At 53.9% G+C, this 18,161-nt stretch carries 16 protein-coding genes; 10 read left to right on the forward strand and 6 right to left on the reverse strand.

The window, feature by feature from the left end:
• Positions 1 to 191: 191 nt before the first annotated feature.
• The 6 genes from O1Q74_RS09930 to O1Q74_RS09955 all read right to left on the reverse strand — a co-directional run bounded on the left by O1Q74_RS09930 (position 192) and on the right by O1Q74_RS09955 (position 7,127).
• Entirely contained in the window at positions 192 to 1,184 is a 993-nt protein-coding gene (locus O1Q74_RS09930; RefSeq protein ID WP_271878512.1) for a bile acid:sodium symporter family protein, read from the reverse strand.
• Between the two features lie 152 nt (positions 1,185 to 1,336).
• A complete protein-coding gene (locus tag O1Q74_RS09935; protein WP_271878515.1) occupies positions 1,337 to 2,383 on the reverse strand; it encodes an oxidoreductase in 1,047 nt (348 codons plus the stop codon).
• A gap of 114 nt (positions 2,384 to 2,497) precedes the next feature.
• Complete coding sequence (araC, locus tag O1Q74_RS09940) at positions 2,498 to 3,430, reverse strand: arabinose operon transcriptional regulator AraC (protein ID WP_271878518.1); 933 nt, start codon at positions 3,428 to 3,430, stop codon at positions 2,498 to 2,500.
• A 76-nt stretch (positions 3,431 to 3,506) separates the two neighbouring features.
• Positions 3,507 to 4,490 (reverse strand): L-arabinose ABC transporter permease AraH, encoded by a 984-nt coding sequence (araH, locus tag O1Q74_RS09945; protein ID WP_271878521.1) that lies wholly within the window; start codon positions 4,488 to 4,490, stop codon positions 3,507 to 3,509.
• Positions 4,491 to 4,508: 18 nt separating this feature from the next.
• Positions 4,509 to 6,032 carry an L-arabinose ABC transporter ATP-binding protein AraG gene (gene araG, locus O1Q74_RS09950; RefSeq protein WP_271878524.1) on the reverse strand — a complete coding sequence of 508 codons (1,524 nt, stop codon included), beginning with the start codon at positions 6,030 to 6,032 and terminating at the stop codon, positions 4,509 to 4,511.
• 111 nt (positions 6,033 to 6,143) lie between these two features.
• Positions 6,144 to 7,127 carry an arabinose ABC transporter substrate-binding protein gene (locus tag O1Q74_RS09955; RefSeq protein ID WP_180741018.1) on the reverse strand — a complete coding sequence of 328 codons (984 nt, stop codon included), beginning with the start codon at positions 7,125 to 7,127 and terminating at the stop codon, positions 6,144 to 6,146.
• A gap of 372 nt (positions 7,128 to 7,499) precedes the next feature.
• On the opposite strand from O1Q74_RS09955, the gene O1Q74_RS09960 reads away from it, so the two are divergent.
• From O1Q74_RS09960 to nth, 10 genes are all read left to right on the forward strand, one after another.
• Complete coding sequence (locus O1Q74_RS09960) at positions 7,500 to 9,200, forward strand: ribulokinase (RefSeq protein ID WP_271878527.1); 1,701 nt, start codon at positions 7,500 to 7,502, stop codon at positions 9,198 to 9,200.
• Positions 9,201 to 9,236: 36 nt separating this feature from the next.
• Entirely contained in the window at positions 9,237 to 10,742 is a 1,506-nt protein-coding gene (gene araA / locus O1Q74_RS09965) for an L-arabinose isomerase (RefSeq protein ID WP_271878529.1), read from the forward strand.
• 255 nt (positions 10,743 to 10,997) lie between these two features.
• Positions 10,998 to 11,213, forward strand: a complete 216-nt coding sequence (ydgT, locus tag O1Q74_RS09970; protein WP_271878532.1) for a transcription modulator YdgT — start codon at positions 10,998 to 11,000, stop codon at positions 11,211 to 11,213.
• 226 nt (positions 11,214 to 11,439) lie between these two features.
• Complete coding sequence (gene rsxA / locus O1Q74_RS09975) at positions 11,440 to 12,021, forward strand: electron transport complex subunit RsxA (RefSeq protein WP_010296121.1); 582 nt, start codon at positions 11,440 to 11,442, stop codon at positions 12,019 to 12,021.
• Positions 12,021 to 12,599: an electron transport complex subunit RsxB gene (gene rsxB / locus O1Q74_RS09980; protein WP_225088071.1), complete on the forward strand. Its 579-nt coding sequence runs from the start codon at positions 12,021 to 12,023 to the stop codon at positions 12,597 to 12,599. Before rsxA ends, rsxB begins: the two co-directional genes overlap by 1 nt.
• Positions 12,592 to 14,679 carry an electron transport complex subunit RsxC gene (rsxC, locus tag O1Q74_RS09985; RefSeq protein WP_271878541.1) on the forward strand — a complete coding sequence of 696 codons (2,088 nt, stop codon included), beginning with the start codon at positions 12,592 to 12,594 and terminating at the stop codon, positions 14,677 to 14,679. The genes rsxB and rsxC overlap by 8 nt, the downstream gene beginning before the upstream one ends.
• Positions 14,680 to 15,735: an electron transport complex subunit RsxD gene (gene rsxD, locus O1Q74_RS09990; RefSeq protein ID WP_271878544.1), complete on the forward strand. Its 1,056-nt coding sequence runs from the start codon at positions 14,680 to 14,682 to the stop codon at positions 15,733 to 15,735.
• A gap of 10 nt (positions 15,736 to 15,745) precedes the next feature.
• On the forward strand, positions 15,746 to 16,375 hold the full coding sequence (gene rsxG / locus O1Q74_RS09995; protein WP_271878547.1) for an electron transport complex subunit RsxG: 630 nt from the start codon (positions 15,746 to 15,748) through the stop codon (positions 16,373 to 16,375).
• On the forward strand, positions 16,372 to 17,079 hold the full coding sequence (locus O1Q74_RS10000) for an electron transport complex subunit E (protein WP_271878549.1): 708 nt from the start codon (positions 16,372 to 16,374) through the stop codon (positions 17,077 to 17,079). The genes rsxG and O1Q74_RS10000 overlap by 4 nt, the downstream gene beginning before the upstream one ends.
• The gene (gene nth / locus O1Q74_RS10005) at positions 17,076 to 17,711 is read left to right on the forward strand and encodes an endonuclease III (RefSeq protein ID WP_180741027.1); all 636 of its coding nucleotides are present in this window, start codon (positions 17,076 to 17,078) and stop codon (positions 17,709 to 17,711) included. The genes O1Q74_RS10000 and nth overlap by 4 nt, the downstream gene beginning before the upstream one ends.
• Positions 17,712 to 18,161 lie beyond the last annotated feature (450 nt).

An 18,161-nucleotide genomic window follows, 5' to 3' on the forward strand; every position in this document is an offset into this window, starting at 1 on the left:
TTGATGAGCCAGCGTTGTTATAACGTAATAGATCGAAAAAATAATAAATAAGTAAAACTATAACGGTAATGAATTATTTTTTGTATTTCCGGACAGTTACAAATGATGGTTACAAGTCATAGCGACAAATAACAACGCCCCCGTCCTGTATCAGACCGGGGGCGTTCGGCATGTGAGAGACGACTAATCTCTTACTGACGAGGCGTATCCTGCTCCTTCTGTAGCCGTTTAGCATAACGCTGAGCCAATGCGGCGCACACCATCAGTTGGATTTGATGGAAAATCATTAACGGTAGCACCATCGCCCCGACAGCCGCAGCAGGAAACAGCACGTTAGCCATCGGGATCCCATTCGCCAGGCTTTTCTTCGAACCACAGAACACGATGGTAATTTCATCCGCAGTGTTAAAGCCCAACTTGCGGGCAGCTAGCGTATTGACCACCAACACAATCGCTAGCAGCACCATCGAACAGCCAACAACCGCGAGCAATGACCAGACGTTGATTTGTCCCCAAATTCCCTGCACAACCGCCTCACTGAAAGCGACATACACGACCAAAAGAATGGATGACCGGTCAGTGATATTAATCAGCTTGCGGTGGCGATCGACCCAGCCAGCAATCAACGGACGCGACAGATGACCAATCACGAAAGGCACCATCAACTGCATGATAATGGAACCAATGGCATGTAGCGTATCGGTCTCCCCCCCCTGCGTTTGCATCAGCAAACCGACCAGAATCGGCGAAAGAAAGACGCCCAGAATACTGGATGCGGATGCACTACAGATCGCTGCCGCCACATTGCCGCCAGCCATCGAGGTATAAGCAATCGCCGATTGCACCGTCGCAGGAAGCGCACACAGATAGAGAAAGCCAAGATACAAAGTCGGCGTCAGCACCACTGGTGACAGCAGACTCATGCCGATGCCCAGCAGCGGGAACAGAATAAACGTGCTGGCAAATACCACCAGATGCAAACGCCAATGCCCCATACCGGCGGTAATCGCTTCACGCGACAGCTTCGCACCGTGCATAAAAAACAATAGAGCAATCGCTGCCGTTGTCAGATTTTCAAAAAAAACCTTCGCGATGCCTTGAGCAGGAAGAATCGATGCCGTCGCCACGACCAGAATCAAAACCAATAAGAACTTATCAATGCGTAACCGTTGTAACCACCCCATGCCTGACACCTTTCCCCTAGCCTGTTATCGATCTACTTCACACTCTAACAAGACGGGCGACCCGAAGATCGCCCAAGAATAGTAATTTACAGCGATCCTAAGACCGCTTGTTTAAACAAATCGTTAACTATCTGGAATAAAACGCAATAAATCTAGCTATTTTTCAGCGTAACGGCTTTTTTCTGCTCATGAGAAAGCAGCCCCAGTTCGATGAGTTCCATCACCTGAATGGCCTGATGTACGCTGACGGGGTTTTCTCCCTTACCGAGCAGCGCATCGCGCACGGCAGCATAATACGCCGGATAGTTACCCGGAATTGTGGCGATCGTTTGCTCCGCCATGATGCCATCACGAGACAGCGTCAGCACGCCATCGCGCTTATCCTGCCCCCAATCGGCCAATGGCGGACGCTCACCCGCTTTCAGACGATCTTCCTGTGGGTCGAGTCCATATTTGACAAAACTGCCGCGCGTGCCGTGTACGGTGTAGCGTGCAGAAGCGGCTGCCACCAGCATACTGGCATGCAAGACAACTCGACGTTGCGGGTAAATCAGCGTCGCATGGAAATAATCCGTTGCCTTACTCCCCGGCCTCAACTGCGCCATATCCACCTGAATCGCGACGGGCAAACCAAACAACTCCAGCGCTTGATCCAACAAATGTGGCCCCAGATCGTACCAAATCCCGCTGCCTTCGCTGCCGTCCTCACGCCAACGCTGACGCACTTCAGGACGGAAACGATCGAAATGTGATTCCATGTACACCACATTCCCGAGTGTTCCCGCTGACAGTAGCTGTTTCAGTGTCAGAAAATCGCTGTCCCAGCGGCGGTTATGGAAAACAGAAAGCATTTTTCCGGCACGTTCGGCAACAACACCCAGCTCGTGCGCTTGTGACAACGTCACCGTAAAAGGTTTGTCGACGACGACATGCTTGCCCGCCTCCAGCGCCTGTTTCGCCAGTGGGAAGTGGGTGTCATTAGGGGTAGGAATAACAATGAGGTCAATATCGGGATCGTTAAACAACGCCTGAGGGGCTTTCTCTACTCGCAGATTTGCCCAATCCGCATGCACTTTTTCAGCACTGCTGCTAGACACAGCCACCAGTTCCATGCCTGCCGTACCGGCAATCAACGGCGCATGGAATGTCTTACTGGCATAACCGTAGCCCAGCAGCCCAACACGAACAGTCTCACTCATGTCGATTCCCCTTAACGTAGTTTGACTTTGTGATTTCTCACTCAGTATATACCCGTCATCCGCCGGATTGCAGAGAAGGGTCATCGCCAAGGGAATCTGGCACATTTCAGAATATTAACCGCTTACAGCACTCGGCATCCGCCCTCCCCACGCCACAGGCAGTGTTTTGGCTGTCGGATAGTTGATTTCACTGCTGCGTCGGCGGAAATCACTAGGACTGACGCCGACTCGCTTACGGAACACGCGTGAAAAATAGAGCTGGTCGTCATACCCCACCACGCGACCAATGTTGGCAATAGATTCCTGCGTCGTCTGCAATAGCAGTTTGGCGCGGATGACGCGCTGATCTTCACGCCAGCGTAGAATATTAATTCCCACCTGCTCGCGGAACAGATGCGCCAGCCGCGACGGCGACAGGCAAACGTGCCGCGCCACTTCATCAATACGCAGCTCTCCAGCCAGATTGCTGGTAATAAACTGGCAGGCTTCTATCACACGTGGATCCATGATCTTCTGCGGGCTTTGCGGATCTTCCTCCATCGCTCGGAGCAACAAACGTTCCAGCAAATTCATGCCCAACTCTTCGGAAAAACGCCGCCCGGAACGCTGCGTCTGCTCAATATTGGCAAATAGCCTGTCGAACTCCAGCAGCAGTTGATTATTCGGCAGACTCATGCGGCCAATACCGCTGCTTTTGGTATGCCATTCCAGCCAGTCTGCCCAGTAGGCGCGTGGGCGAAAATAGACCCAGCGGTGATACCAGCAGTCGCTGCTCGGTGAGCGACCATAAAAGTGCTTCGATTTTGGTGGGAACAATAGCAAATCGCCGGGATTACAGAAAAAGGTCTCGTCACCCTCACAGACCTGCCCCTGTCCTTTCATGGTGAGGTTAATGATGTAGCCTTTCATACCATCGGGGCGATCGATAAAGAAGTCAAGCGGCCCATCTGCCAGAATCGGCGTCAAACCTGCCACGAGATAAGCGTTGAACGAATACCCCGGTAGCAGCGGATTAGGCTGAGATTCATGCGCCATACGGTGATACATCGAGCCTCCGGTACACGCTAATTATGAGAGAAATAGGAGAGAAAGCGGCAGGCTAACTCACCTGCCGCACGGGCATTTATACCGTTTTCTTCGCCAGTTGTTTGTAGCGGTCAAAGATAACCGCCGCCAGCAGAATAAGACCGCGCACCACATACTGGGCAAACGGCGAGATATTCAGCAGGTTCATCGCGTTCTCCACCGTCCCCAAAATCAGCACGCCAGCCACCACGTAAGAAATTTTACCGATCCCGCCTTTCAGCGACACGCCGCCCAGCACACAGGCAGAAATCACGATCAGCTCATACCCAATGGAGGTCATTGGCTGGCCGCTGGTCATACGCGAAGCCAAAATGATCCCCGCAGCGGCAGATACCAGGCCGGACAAGGCGAAAATGATGATCTTGGTACGCACAACCGGTACCCCGGCCAGACGTGCCGCCTCTTCATTACCCCCAATCGCCAGCGTATTGCGACCAAAGGTGGTTTTGTTCAGCAGCAAGCCAAACACGATCATGCAACCTATCGTGATCCAGATTGGTGCAGGCAAACCCAGCCAGTTGGCATAGCCCAGCGCGAAGAAACGCTCATCTTCAATCCCTACCGCTTTACCGTCGGAAATGATGTACGCCAGCCCGCGCGCAATCTGCATCGTCGCCAGCGTGGTGATCAATGCGTTGATCTTCAAACGGGCAATGACAAAACCGTTGAGCAAGCCGAACACCACGCCCAGCAACAGCCCGGCACTTACACCGATCCACAGGCTTTCACTGATATTGATCACCACTGCGGTGGCCACCCCGGCGCAGGCAATGATGGAAGCCACCGACAGGTCGAAATCACCAGAAGCCAGACAGAACAGCATCCCGCAGGCCACCATACCGGACATGGAGATTGCCAGCCCCAGCCCTTTCATATTGATAAACGTCGCGAAGTTCGGGACGAAAATCGCACAGCCAAGAAACAGCACGGCAAACACCACCAGCATGCCGTAGTTATCCCAAATGCGGGATAGCCCCGAACTGCCGTTCTTCTCTGAGGTTGCAGACGTAACCGTTGACATTATTTTGCTCCTTCGCGGTCAGGCAACCGCAGATTCGATATCGGGGGTTCGTAACATCGCCAGACTGAGCACCTTCTGCTCCGTGGCATCGGCATGCAGCAGTTCGCCGGAAATCGCCCCTTCGCGCATGACGATAATCCGGTCGGCTAGCCCAAGCACTTCTGGTAAATCGCTGGAGGCAAACAGCACCGCGATCCCCTGATTCGCCAGTTCATAGATGACATGATAAATTTCGTGCTTCGCGCCGACGTCAATGCCGCGCGTGGGTTCATCGAGCAAAATGACCTTCATCTCTTCGGACAGCCAGCGGCCAAGAATGGCTTTCTGCTGGTTTCCGCCGGAAAGATTCATAATCAGCTGTTCATCGGACGGCGTTTTGATGTTCAACGCCGCAATCCGTTTCGAAGCGTTATCCGCTTCCCACTGATTATTAATAATAAAACCGGCTTTCAGGCTCTTACGCCTCGCGCTGATATTGATGTTGTCACGCACCGAGTGGACAGGAATGATGCCGTCCGCCTTACGATCTTCCGGGCAGAGCATCACGCCCTGACGAATCGCATCGATGGGGGAATTCACCACCAGCGGCTTACCATCCAGCAGCACCTGACCGCCGGTGATTTTGGTCGCGCCAAACAGCCCTTTCATCAGCTCGCTGCGACCCGCCCCCACCAGACCAAATAGCCCGACAATTTCCCCCTGCTTCACGTTCAGGGACACGGTGGATTTCACGCCCGGCGCTTTTACGTCTTTCAGCGTCAAACGCGCTTCGCCGTGCGGACGCGGCGCATAGCCATAGATATCCCCCAGGTTACGCCCTACCATCGCCTGTACCAGCGACTCATGGTTCACCTGCTGCATATCGTCAAACGTGCGCACATAGCGACCATCTTTAAACACGGTAATGGCATCGCTCAGCGCAAAAATTTCTTCCATTCGGTGCGAAACGTACAAAATGACCCGGCCTTCGCTGCGCAATTCCGTAATCACGCGAAAAAGCTGCTCGATCTCACGGGCAGACAGTGAACTGGTCGGTTCATCAAAAGCAATAATTTTGGCGTTACGGGCCAGCGCCTTGGCGATTTCCACCATCTGCCATTGCCCGATAGACAGGTATTTCAGCGGGGTATCGGGATCGATATCCAATCCCAGATGCTGTAGCTGGAGCTTGGCTTCATAGCGCAGCAGCGAGTAATTCACCATGCCGTATTTATGCGGCAGTTGCCCCAGATAGATGTTCTCGGCGACCGTCATTTCCGGCACTAGGTGCAGTTCCTGATAAATGATGGCAACACCCGCATTCAGGGCGTCCATCGTGTTAGCAAACTGCACAGGTTTGCCCTGAATATGGATTTCACCCGCTGACGGTGAATAGTTACCGCTCAGGATCTTTAACAGCGTTGATTTTCCCGCCCCATTTTCCCCCATCAATGCATGGATCTGGCCGGCATGGCAGGCAAAACTGATATCCGAAAGCGCCTTAACACCGGGAAATTCTTTGCCAATCCCATGAAACGACAAATAGGGTGACTGTGCTGTCATGTCTGTTTCCTCATAACGATGCAGGTAGAGCGCGGATAACTTCGATCAGGATAACGTCGACCAGCGTCATGCCGATCGGCGTTATCCGCGTCTTGACGAAATCAGGCGTGATTACATCAGGCCTTTTTTCTCCAGTTCGACCTTAAAGTTGTCACGCGTGATCAGCACCACGTCGGTCACTTCGGTGAATTTCTCCGGCTCTACACCTTTGGTGACCCAGTCGTTCAGCATCTGGATACTCTTGTAACCGTGAATATCCGGGCTCGGCAGCAGTGAACCAAAGAAGCCAGTCGCCTGACCTTTGGACAGCTCGCTGACCGCATCCACGCCGTTGATACCGATACCAATCACGTTTTCGGCTTTAAAGCCCTGACCTTCCGTCGCACGCACGCCGCCCAGCACAGTATTGTCGTTCATACCGATAATCAGCCAGTTTTTCACACCAGGGTGCTGAACCAGCATGGAGTTAGCGGCATCAAACGCGCCGGGGATATCGTTAGATTTGGTCGGCACCTGATAGATCTGTTTTTCCGGGAAGCCAGCGGCCTTTAGCGCATCCATAGAACCAGAGGTACGCCGCCGTGCGGTGTCCAGTTCGTTCGCGGTAATCGCCATCACGGCCGTTTCATCCACTTTCCAGCCGCGTTTGTTCATTTCTTTATACAGTTCCTGCCCCTGACGCTCACCAATCTTGGTGGCCGCCATCATCACCAGCGGCACCGTATCCATCGGCTGGCCTTTGGCATTCACGAACTGATCGTCAACCGCAATCACTTTCAGATCGTAGCTGCGTGCTTTCGCCATAATGGCAGGCCCCAGCTTCGGATCGGGCGTACAGATAACGAAACCTTTTGCTCCACTGGCCGCCAGGCTGTCAATCGCGTTCAGGGTCTTTTCCCCATCGGGAACCGCAATTTTTATCACATCAAAACCGAGATCTTTTCCTGCTTTATCAGCGAATTTCCATTCGGTCTGGAACCAGGGCTCTTCCGGCTGTTTCACCAGAAATCCCAGCTTTACGTTCTCTGCCATAGCTGATTGTGACATAACCGCAGCCAACCCGATTGCTGCCAGCGCCTTAGTGAATTTATGCATGATGTTCTCCGGTGTAATTATCTTTTCATTCGCCAGCAACGCCGATACGCGTTCACGTTGTGGGTAAGGGTTTTCCGGTCTGGATAAAGGAAAAACACAGACTTAGCGCAATCCTTTACTCAGTAGCATTCAGACGCTTTATGTTTTAGTCGTTATTTTCGGTCCGAATATAGAGCTTTATCACATCCCGGAACAATGACAGGTTTGTACATACATTTAGCGATTTTAACCAATCATTAACCTTTGACGGGCTTCACAAAATGGCTGCGGGCGACAGAAAAATACATACTTCCAGCTAACCGCTCCTAACCGCCTCTTCCTGTCCCTGCCTATCGTAAACACCAACGATCTGGGATTAATGAGGAGCAAAGCATGAGCGCGGGCGCTATTACGATTGGCCTCGACTTCGGTAGTGATTCGGTACGCGCCTTAGCCGTTGACTGCCAAAGCGGGCAAGAGCTGGAAACAGAAGTGGTCTACTACCCCCGCTGGCGCGAGGGTAAATATTGTCAGCCGGCCAACAACCAATTCCGACACCATCCGCTGGACTATCTCGAATCGCTGGAACAAGCGATTAAGGTGGTGGTTGCCCGCCTGACGAGCGAACAGCGACAACACATCATCGGCATCGGCGTGGATTCGACCGGATCCACCCCCGCACCGATTGATGAGCACGGTCAGATCCTCGCGCTGCGCCCCGAGTTTGCCAACAATCCCAATGCCATGTTCGTGCTGTGGAAAGACCACACGGCAATAGAAGAAGCGGAAGCCATCAATACACTGTGCCGAAGCGGCCAGTTCCCAGATTACACCCGTTATATCGGCGGCGTTTACTCGTCCGAATGGTTCTGGGCCAAAATCCTGCATGTCTCGCGCGACGATGCCGCGGTGCGTCAGGCGGCCGTTTCCTGGATAGAACTGTGCGACTGGGTGCCCGCCCTGCTTTCCGGTACGCAGGCACCTGCCGATATCCGCCGTGGTCGATGCAGCGCCGGGCATAAATCACTCTGGCACCCAAGCTGGGGCGGGCTGCCGCCGAAAGACTTCCTGCACGCGCTCGATCCCTGCCTGACCGAGAGATTACAGTACCCGCTGTTTACCGATACCTGGACCGCCGAACAGCCGGTCGGCACCATCACCGCCGAATGGGCGCAGCGGCTCGGTATTCCTGAGACCGTTATTCTGGCGGGTGGCGCATTTGACTGCCATGTCGGCACCGTCGGCGCAGGCGCACAGCCTTATACGCTGGTTAAAGTGATTGGCACCTCCACCTGCGACATTCTGATCGCCGACGACGCGCGCATTGCCGATCGCACCATCGCCGGTATTTGCGGACAGGTCGACGGCAGCGTCATCCCTGGCTATATCGGTCTCGAAGCCGGACAGTCCGCCTTCGGCGATATGTACGCCTGGTTTGGGCGACTGCTGGGCTGGTCGTTACAGGAAGCGGCAAAAGACTATGCCGAACAAGGTCATCCCGAACTTAAAACGTCCTTACAGGCGATGGAAGCCAAGCTGCTGGAGCGGCTTACCCGCTGTTGGGCGGAAAATCCCACGCTGGATCACCTGCCTGTCGTGCTGGACTGGTTTAACGGCCGTAGAACGCCGTTCGCCAATCAGCGCCTAAAAGGCGTGATTACCGATCTCAATCTGGGGACCGACGCCCCCACGCTGTTCGGCGGCTTTATTGCCGCGACGGCCTTTGGCGCACGCGCGATTATGGAATGCTTTGAAGATCAGGGTGTCCCCGTCAAGAACGTGCTGGCACTAGGCGGCATCGCACGAAAATCTCCCGTCATCATGCAGGTCTGTACCGATGTGATGAATCGCCCTTTGCAGATCGTCGCCTCCGATCAGTGCTGTGCGCTCGGCGCGGCGATCTTTGCCGCCGTTGCCGCCGGCGTTCACGGCGATATCCCAACGGCACAGCAGCATATGGCCAGCGGCATAGAACGCACCTTAATGCCGGACAGCCAGCGCGTCGCCCGTTATCAGCAGCTTTATGCGCGTTATCAGCAGTGGTGCCAACTCGCAGAACCCGCCTATAGCCCAACATCTACGGCAAAAAACTAATTTTTATCCCTCTGGGATCACGTTACAGGAGTCATCATGGATCATTTTAAGCAGCTTGAAGTCTGGTTCGTCATCGGTAGCCAGCACCTCTACGGACCGGAAACGTTACGTCAGGTAAAAGAGAACGCGGAAAAGGTCGTCGCTGGGTTAAATCAACAGGCTAATCTGCCGGTTAAGCTGGTGCTGAAGCCGCTAGTGAAAACACCAGACGAAATTCTGGCGCTGTGTCGCGATGCCAACTATCAAGATAACTGTATTGGCCTGCTGACCTGGCTACATACGTTCTCCCCAGCCAAAATGTGGATTGGCGGCCTGAGCGTACTCAGTAAACCCCTGCTGCAATTCCACACCCAGTTCAATGCCGAAGTGCCGTGGGACACCATGGACATGGATTTTATGAACCTGAACCAGACCGCACACGGCGGACGCGAATTTGGCTTCATCGGCGCCCGGATGCGGCAGGCGCATCAGGTTATCGTCGGCCACTGGCAGGATAAAAACGCCCATGTCCGTATCGGGAAATGGATGCGGGTTGCTGCTGCCATTCAGGAAAGCAAACAGCTGAAGGTCGCACGCTTTGGCGACAACATGCGTGAGGTGGCCGTCACCGAAGGCGATAAAGTCGGTGCGCAGATCCAGTTCGGTTATTCAGTCAGCGCCTGGGGACTGGGTGATTTAACCGCCGTGGTTGATGCGGTATCAAAAGGCGAGATCGATGCGTTGGTCGACGAATACGAAGCCAGCTACCAGTTAACCGATGCGGTGAAGCTCAACGGCGCTAATCGCCAGAATCTGCTGGATGCGGCACAAATCGAACTCGGGATGACGCGTTTTCTGGAACAAGGCGGCTATCACGCGTTCACCACCGATTTTGAAAACCTGTACGGTTTGAAGCAGCTACCGGGGCTGGCGGTACAGCGTCTGATGCAACAGGGCTATGGGTTCGGTGGCGAAGGTGACTGGAAAACCGCCGCGCTGCTGCGCATTATGAAAGTGATGGCAAGTGGTTTGTCAGGCGGTACGTCCTTCATGGAGGACTACACCTATAACTTCCAGAACGGTAACGATCTGGTCGTCGGCTCCCACATGCTGGAAGTCTGCCCCACCATTGCGAAGGAACAGAAGCCGATTCTGGATGCCCAATACCTTGGCATTGGCGGAAAAGCTGACCCTGCCCGCCTGATTTTCTCCACGCCAGCAGGCCCATCACTCAACGCCAGCGTGATCGACATGGGCGACCGTTTCAGAATGCTGGTAAATCTGGTCGATACGATCGAACAGCCGCACCCACTGCCGACATTGCCGGTTGCTCGCGCCATCTGGAAAGCGCAGCCATCGCTGGACGTGGCGGCGGAGGCCTGGATTTTGGCTGGCGGTGCACACCATACCGTCTTTAGTCAGGCGCTGGATCTCGAACACATGCGACTCTACGCCGAAATGCAGAACATTGAACTGCTGGTGATCAACAACGAAACCCGACTCCACGAATTCAAAGATGCTCTGCGTTGGAACGAGGTGTACTACAAACTGTGTAGCCGCTAGACGCAAATATCAGGGGCAGATTCCCACACAATCTGCCCCGTTATCGTCACCCATCATTCCACTCTCTGATTCACCATCGTTCTGTCGTCCGGCGTTGCCTTAAATGCCGTCGTATTTTCTGTCAATCCGTTATTTTTCATTTTCATTTGTTTGTTGTTGAAAAATAAGCGTACTTTATTACATCGCCCTCTAGACAGGCTTCCTCGCTTGCATATACTTAGTCATCTCAACCACATAACTATTAGACCAATCACCATGACCGTTCATGACTATTTGTTCAAATTCAGAAAAGTCAGCTCAATAGAAAGTCTGGAAAAACTCTTTGATCATCTCAATTATTCTCTGACAGATAGTCAGGAAATCATCAACATGTATCGTGCTGCGGATCATCGGCGGGCTGAACTGGCATCCGGCGGGCGTTTATTTGATATCGGCTGCGTGCCAAAATCCGTCTGGCATCACGTCCTGTAACCATAAAGTGTTATCAGCGATAAAAAGAATAATTATGCAATAATTTCCTTCCGGGCTATTGCTCAGAACGCGCCTTGCGTGACGGTCTGACAGCCCGGCGTTTCTCTATTTAAGAGACGTTACTCTTTCGCCCCTTGCAGGGGACGTCGATAACCCTACTTTGGGTATGTTGTCGAAAACCCGACAATGCCTGATAATAGTCCGGTTTTGTTTTGTAGGCACCGTAATGACCGAATACGCATTGCTCTTTGTTAGCATCCTTCTGGTAAATAATTTCGTCTTAGTGAAGTTTCTTGGGCTGTGCCCCTTTATGGGCGTGTCCAAAAAGCTGGAGACGGCGATTGGCATGGGCATGGCGACCACGTTCGTGATGACCGTTGGCTCCATGTTCTCCTGGCTAGTCAACGAGTTTATTCTCGTTCCGCTCGATATTCTCTATTTGCGCACCATGGCCTTTATTCTGGTGCTCGCCGTGGTGGTGCAGTTCTCCGAGATGTTCGTGCGTAAAGTCAGCCCTGAGCTGTATCGTCTGCTGGGGATTTTCCTGCCGCTGATTACCACCAACTGCGCTGTACTTGGCGTTGTTCTGCTTAATATCAATCTGTCGCACGGCTTCCTGCAATCGACGATTTATGGTTTCGGCGGCGCGGCGGGCTTCTCGCTGGTGATGGTGCTCTTCGCCGCCATTCGCGAGCGCCTCGCCGTGTCGGATATTCCTGCGCCGTTCCGGGGTTCGTCTATCGCGCTGATCACCGCCGGCCTCATGTCGCTGGCGTTTATGGGCTTTACCGGACTGGTGAAATTCTGATGACCGCAATCTGGATTGCCATTGCGGCATTAAGCGCACTCGCGCTGGCATTCGGTCTGGTGCTCGGCTACGCCTCCCGTCGGTTTGAAGTCGAAAACGATCCGATCGTGGAAGAAGTGGAAGCCATGCTGCCACAAAGCCAGTGCGGCCAGTGCGGCTACCCTGGCTGTCGACCTTACGCCGAAGCCGTCGCGCTGAATGGAGAAAATATTAATAAATGCGGCCCCGGCGGCGAAGCAATGATGTTGAAGCTGGCTGAAAAGCTCAACGTCGATCCACAGCCGCTGGAGGGCGATGCCGACGTTCAAGCACCTGCACGCCACGTTGCCTGGATCGACGAAAGCAACTGTATCGGCTGCACCAAGTGCATTCAGGCCTGCCCGGTTGATGCCATCATCGGCAGTACCAAAGCGGTACACACCGTCGTGAGCGATTTATGCACTGGCTGCGATCTCTGCGTCTCCCCTTGCCCGACGGACTGTATCGAATTACGTCCTATCGCTCCGACTCCCGCTAACTGGAAATGGGATCTCGATACGATTCCAGTACGCGTTATTCAAGTAGAACGCCATGCTTAAGCTGTTTTCCGCTTTTAGAAAAGACAGGATCTGGGATTTCGACGGAGGCATTCATCCGCCTGAAATGAAGACGCAGTCCAGCCGGACGCCGCTGCGTCATATTCCGCTGCCAGAACAATTCATTATTCCTCTCAAGCAACATCTTGGGCCAGAAGGCGAGATCTGCGTCAGCGTCGGCGATAAAGTTCTGCGCGGCCAGCCGCTGACGCGAGGAAGAGGCCGCACGTTGCCCGTTCACGCACCAACGTCAGGCACGGTGAATGCGATCCGCCAACACACCACGGCGCATCCTTCTGGCTTGTCAGAACTCAGCATCATCATCGTGCCGGATGGCGACGATCGCTGGTGCGAGCGCCAGACCTTGACGGATTATCGTGCACAGAGCACCGATACCTTACTTGCCCACCTGCATCAGGCAGGCATCGCGGGACTGGGCGGCGCAGGGTTCCCTACCGCGGCCAAGTTACAAGGCGGAATGCGCGGAATTGAAACTCTGATCATCAACGGCGCAGAGTGTGAACCCTATATCACCGCCGACGATCGACTCATGCAGGAGTGCGCCGAGGAGATTATTCAGGGCGTCGAGATTCTGTCATTTCTGTTGCAGCCGAAACGTATTCTGATTGGGATCGAAGACAACAAACCGGAAGCGATTGCCGCCCTGCGGTTGGCCTTGGGTAAACGCAGCGATATGCAGCTGCGCGTTATCCCAACCAAGTATCCATCAGGCGGTGCCAAGCAGCTCACCAAAATTCTGACCGGCAAAGAGGTCCCGTTCGGGAAACACTCCGCCGCGATTGGCGTGTTAATGCAGAACGTCGGGACGGCCTTCGCCATCAAACGTGCCGTGATCGACGGCGAACCGCTCACTGAGCGCGTGGTGACGCTAACCGGTGAAGCCTTGCGTCAGCCTGGTAACGTGTGGGCGCGGCTGGGGACGCCAGTACGCCACCTGCTCAAACAGGGTGGCTTCCACGTCAATAAGCAACCGATGGTGGTGATGGGCGGTCCGCTGATGGGCTTTACCCTGCCGTCACTGGATGTGCCGATCGTCAAAATCAGCAACTGCCTGCTCGCGCCGTCGCATGCGGAAATGGAACCGGTTGCCGAAGAGCAATCCTGCATTCGCTGTAGCCAATGTGCCGACGCTTGTCCGGCAGGGCTCTTGCCACAGCAGCTTTACTGGTTCAGCCGTGGGCAGGAACACGAGAAAGCTCGCAATCACCATTTGTTTGACTGCATCGAATGCGGTGCCTGTGCTTACGTCTGCCCCAGCAATATTCCGCTGGTACAGTACTACCGTCAGGAAAAGGCCGAGATTCGGGCAATCGACGAAGACGCACAGCGTGCCGCGCAGGCTAAAGTGCGCTTTGATGCTAAACAGGCGCGTCTGGAACGGGAAAAAGCCGCGCGCGAACTGCGCCATAAGCAAGCAGCGGCTGGCGCCTCCGCCAGCGATAAAGATGCCGTTCAGGCAGCTCTGGAACGCGTACGCCGCAAGCAAACCGCAGCAACTGAGATCGGTTCACCCATCGAGGTCATCCCTGATGCAGAGCCGGATAACAGTGCCGCCATCGCCGCGCGCGCTGCCCGCAAAGCTTTAGCACGTGAAGAACAGGCACGTGAAAAACAGACCCAGCAGGAAACGCCAGCAGTCGATGTTCCTGCTACCGAACCTGACGATCCGCGCAAAGCCGCCGTGGCCGCCGCTCTGGCACGCGTTAAAGCGCGTAAGGCTGCCCAGCAGTCCGCAACAAACACTGAAGATCCGGTTTTATCAGCCCCCACTGATGTGGTGACAGAACCCCTCGCCGTCGCGGAAGTACAAGAGCCGGACGATCCACGCAAGGCTGCCGTGGCTGCGGCCATCGCTCGCGTTAAAGCCCGCAAGGCTGCACAGCAGACCACGACAAATGCTGAAACACCCGCTTCATCCGTTGCTCCTGACGTCGCTGACGAGCCTGTCACAGTCGTTGAAACGCAAGAGCCAGAAGATCCACGCAAGGCAGCCGTGGCCGCCGCTATCGCTCGCGTTAAAGCCCGTAAAGCCGCGCAGGCATCGTCATATCAAGAGGAATAAATGGCTTTTAGAATTGCGAGTTCCCCGTTTACACATAACCAGCAACGCACACAGCGTATCATGCTGTTGGTTATTCTGGCCTGCCTCCCGGGCATACTGGTGCAGGTCTATTTCTTTGGCTACGGCAACCTAATTCAGGTCGGATTGGCGTCGGCCACTGCGCTCATCGCGGAAGGTGTGACACTGTCACTCAGAAAATTCGCCGTGCGTACGACGCTGGCTGATAATTCCGCACTATTGACTGCCGTGCTGCTCGGCATCAGCCTGCCGCCGCTTGCCCCCTGGTGGATGGTAGTCATGGCAACCGTCTTCGCCATTATTATCGCCAAACAGCTGTATGGCGGGCTGGGACAAAACCCCTTTAATCCCGCGATGATTGGCTATGTGGTACTGCTGATCTCTTTCCCGGTTCAGATGACGAGCTGGCTACCACCTGTGCCGCTGCAAACCATTTCCGTCGGTTTCCATGATGCGCTCGTCATCATCTTTACCGGACACACGCCTGATGGACACACCATGCAGCAATTGATGCACAACGTTGATGGCATCAGCCAAGCCACCCCGCTGGATACGTTTAAAACTAGCCTGCGCGCCGGCCAAACGCCACAAGACATTCTGCAACAGCCGATGTTTGCCCAATCGCTGTCCGGTATTGGTTGGCAGTGGGTGAATATCGGTTTTCTCATCGGTGGACTGTTTTTGTTGATGCGTGGCACCATTCGCTGGCATATTCCGGTCAGTTTCCTGCTGTCGCTGATGTTCTGCGCCTCGCTAAGCTGGATCATCGCGCCGGAGAAATTCGCGCCACCGATGCTACACCTGCTGTCTGGGGCCACCATGCTCGGCGCATTTTTCATTGCGACCGATCCTGTTACCGCGTCAACCACAAATCGGGGTCGTCTGATTTTCGGCGCGCTGATTGGATTACTGGTCTGGCTGATTCGTACCTACGGTGGCTACCCAGATGGCGTCGCGTTTGCCGTTCTGCTCGCAAACATCACCGTGCCGCTGATCGACTATTACACCAAGCCGCGCGCTTACGGCCACCATCGCTGAGGAGACGACCATGATAACCACAATGCGTCGCCACGCGACAACACTGGCCCTGTTTGCCGCGTTCACTACCGCCGTCACTGCCGTGGTGAACATGCTGACGGAACCCACAATCTCGCATCAGGCGATGCTGCAACAAAAAATGCTGTTGGATCAGGTGGTGCCCGCCGAGTTATACAATAGTGACATTCAGAAGGAGTGTTACGTTGTCACTAACCCAGCATTAGGATCGTCAGCGCCGCATCGCGTGTTTATCGCTCGTCAGAACGGGGAGCCCGTCGCCGCCGCACTGGAAAGTACCGCGCCGGATGGCTATTCTGGTGCCATTAGGTTGCTGATCGGTGCCGACTTTCATGGCAAGGTACTTGGTGTCCGCGTCACCGAGCACCATGAAACGCCGGGGCTGGGTGACAAAATCGAAGTACGCATTTCTGACTGGATCACCCGCTTCAGCGGACAAACAGTACAGAGTGAACAGGATGCTCGCTGGGCAGTGAAGAAAGAAGGCGGAATGTTTGATCAATTCACCGGAGCCACCATTACGCCACGCGCCGTCATTAATAGCGTAAAACGCAGCGCCCTTTACCTGCAAACGCTGCCGTCACAAATCAACACGCTGTCCGCCTGTGGAGAGACCCAATGAGTCAAACCAAAGCACTTTTCGTTGAAGGGTTATGGAAGAACAACTCGGCACTGGTCCAATTGCTGGGTCTTTGCCCCCTGCTGGCTGTGTCATCAACCGCGACTAACGCGCTGGGATTAGGGCTGGCAACCACGCTGGTTCTCACCTGTACCAACATGGCCGTCTCCGCGCTGCGTCGCTGGGTACCAGCGGAAATCCGAATTCCCATTTACGTTATGATCATTGCCTCAGTGGTCAGCACCGTGCAAATGTTGATCAACGCTTACGCCTACGGTTTATATCAGTCTCTGGGCATCTTCATTCCGCTGATCGTGACGAACTGTATCGTCATCGGCCGTGCTGAAGCCTTCGCTTCCAAGAATGCGGTGTTCCCTTCTGCGATTGACGGCCTGGCAATGGGGCTGGGAGCTACCAGCGCGCTGGTGGTGCTCGGTTCTTTACGTGAAATTCTGGGCAACGGCACGCTGTTCGACGGCGCGGATTTGCTGCTGGGCAGTTGGGCCAAAGTTCTCCGCATCGAGGTTGTACACCTTGATTCCCCGTTCCTGTTGGCCATGTTGCCACCGGGCGCGTTTATTGGTCTGGGGCTGTTGCTGGCCGCGAAATATTTGATCGATGAGAAAATGAAACAACGCCGAGCCCGTGCCGCTGTTACCGAAGGGAAAACGGCACCGACAACTGGCACCGTAGGGGAATCGCTGTGAACAAGGCCAAACGGATTGAGATCTTAACGCGGTTGCGAGCCAACAATCCTCATCCCACAACGGAGTTAAATTTCAGCACACCGTTTGAGCTACTCATCGCCGTCTTGCTTTCCGCACAGGCAACCGATGTCAGCGTCAACAAGGCAACGGCAAAACTCTATCCCGTCGCGAATACGCCGGAAGCCCTGCTCGAACTCGGCGTAGATGGCGTGAAAGAGTACATCAAGACCATCGGTCTGTTTAACAGCAAAGCAGAAAACGTTATCAAGACCTGCCGTTTGCTGTTGGAAAAGCATCAAGGACAGGTTCCTGAAGATCGTGCGGCGCTGGAAGCCTTACCCGGCGTAGGACGAAAAACGGCAAACGTCGTCCTGAACACCGCGTTTGGCTGGCCGACGATTGCCGTTGATACCCACATTTTCCGCGTCAGCAACCGTACAGGCTTTGCGCCGGGTAAAAATGTTGAACAGGTAGAGGAAAAGCTGCTGAAAGTCGTTCCGGCAGAATTTAAAGTCGACTGTCATCACTGGTTAATCCTGCATGGCCGTTACACCTGTATCGCACGCAAACCACGCTGTGGTTCCTGCCTGATTGAAGATTTGTGCGAATTTGGCGAGAAGATCGACGCCTAATCGATTAGGGTCTGGTGGAACCCGACTCACCAGACTGCCAACCCAATAATTCCACGCTCTGCCTTATCTCTGGCTTTCTTTCTAACAGAATGCGTTACGCGCTCCCTATTCCTCACGCTCCAGATCCTCACAACCTTTTCTGATACATCCCCGATCAAAAAAGCTGTATAAAAACACACATAACCACTATTTAAGGCTAATAAGTTATTTTTAATAGAAAATTTAGTGATTGAATGTCACTTGGTGTGATTATTTCGATATTCATCTTGTTGTGTACATTTGATGGGTTTTTATACTCACTGCATATTTAATGATATGCAAAAGATTAAACCGCATATTCATTCATAGTTAATGATATTGCCTTAATTTTAACCAAAAGGCAGATTATATCCCTTTATGAAAAAACAAATACGACAAACCGAGATAATAATTTGATGGAAAAGAAAGATA

This window comes from Pectobacterium sp. A5351, from assembly GCF_028335745.1.
Lineage (GTDB): Bacteria > Pseudomonadota > Gammaproteobacteria > Enterobacterales > Enterobacteriaceae > Pectobacterium.

Excerpts from the sequence above, each read along its gene's own strand:
- araA (WP_271878529.1), top strand. The coding sequence starts at position 9,237 with ATGGATCATTTTAAGCAGCTTGAAGTCTGGTTCGTCATCGGTAGCCAG.
- O1Q74_RS10000 (WP_271878549.1), top strand. The coding sequence starts at position 16,372 with ATGAGTCAAACCAAAGCACTTTTCGTTGAAGGGTTATGGAAGAACAAC.
- rsxC (WP_271878541.1), top strand. The coding sequence starts at position 12,592 with ATGCTTAAGCTGTTTTCCGCTTTTAGAAAAGACAGGATCTGGGATTTC.
- O1Q74_RS09930 (WP_271878512.1), bottom strand. The coding sequence starts at position 1,184 with ATGGGGTGGTTACAACGGTTACGCATTGATAAGTTCTTATTGGTTTTG.
- araH (WP_271878521.1), bottom strand. The coding sequence starts at position 4,490 with ATGTCAACGGTTACGTCTGCAACCTCAGAGAAGAACGGCAGTTCGGGG.
- rsxA (WP_010296121.1), top strand. The coding sequence starts at position 11,440 with ATGACCGAATACGCATTGCTCTTTGTTAGCATCCTTCTGGTAAATAAT.
- araG (WP_271878524.1), bottom strand. The coding sequence starts at position 6,032 with ATGACAGCACAGTCACCCTATTTGTCGTTTCATGGGATTGGCAAAGAA.
- O1Q74_RS09960 (WP_271878527.1), top strand. The coding sequence starts at position 7,500 with ATGAGCGCGGGCGCTATTACGATTGGCCTCGACTTCGGTAGTGATTCG.
- rsxD (WP_271878544.1), top strand. The coding sequence starts at position 14,680 with ATGGCTTTTAGAATTGCGAGTTCCCCGTTTACACATAACCAGCAACGC.
- rsxG (WP_271878547.1), top strand. The coding sequence starts at position 15,746 with ATGATAACCACAATGCGTCGCCACGCGACAACACTGGCCCTGTTTGCC.
- O1Q74_RS09955 (WP_180741018.1), bottom strand. The coding sequence starts at position 7,127 with ATGCATAAATTCACTAAGGCGCTGGCAGCAATCGGGTTGGCTGCGGTT.
- araC (WP_271878518.1), bottom strand. The coding sequence starts at position 3,430 with ATGTATCACCGTATGGCGCATGAATCTCAGCCTAATCCGCTGCTACCG.
- rsxB (WP_225088071.1), top strand. The coding sequence starts at position 12,021 with ATGACCGCAATCTGGATTGCCATTGCGGCATTAAGCGCACTCGCGCTG.
- O1Q74_RS09935 (WP_271878515.1), bottom strand. The coding sequence starts at position 2,383 with ATGAGTGAGACTGTTCGTGTTGGGCTGCTGGGCTACGGTTATGCCAGT.
- ydgT (WP_271878532.1), top strand. The coding sequence starts at position 10,998 with ATGACCGTTCATGACTATTTGTTCAAATTCAGAAAAGTCAGCTCAATA.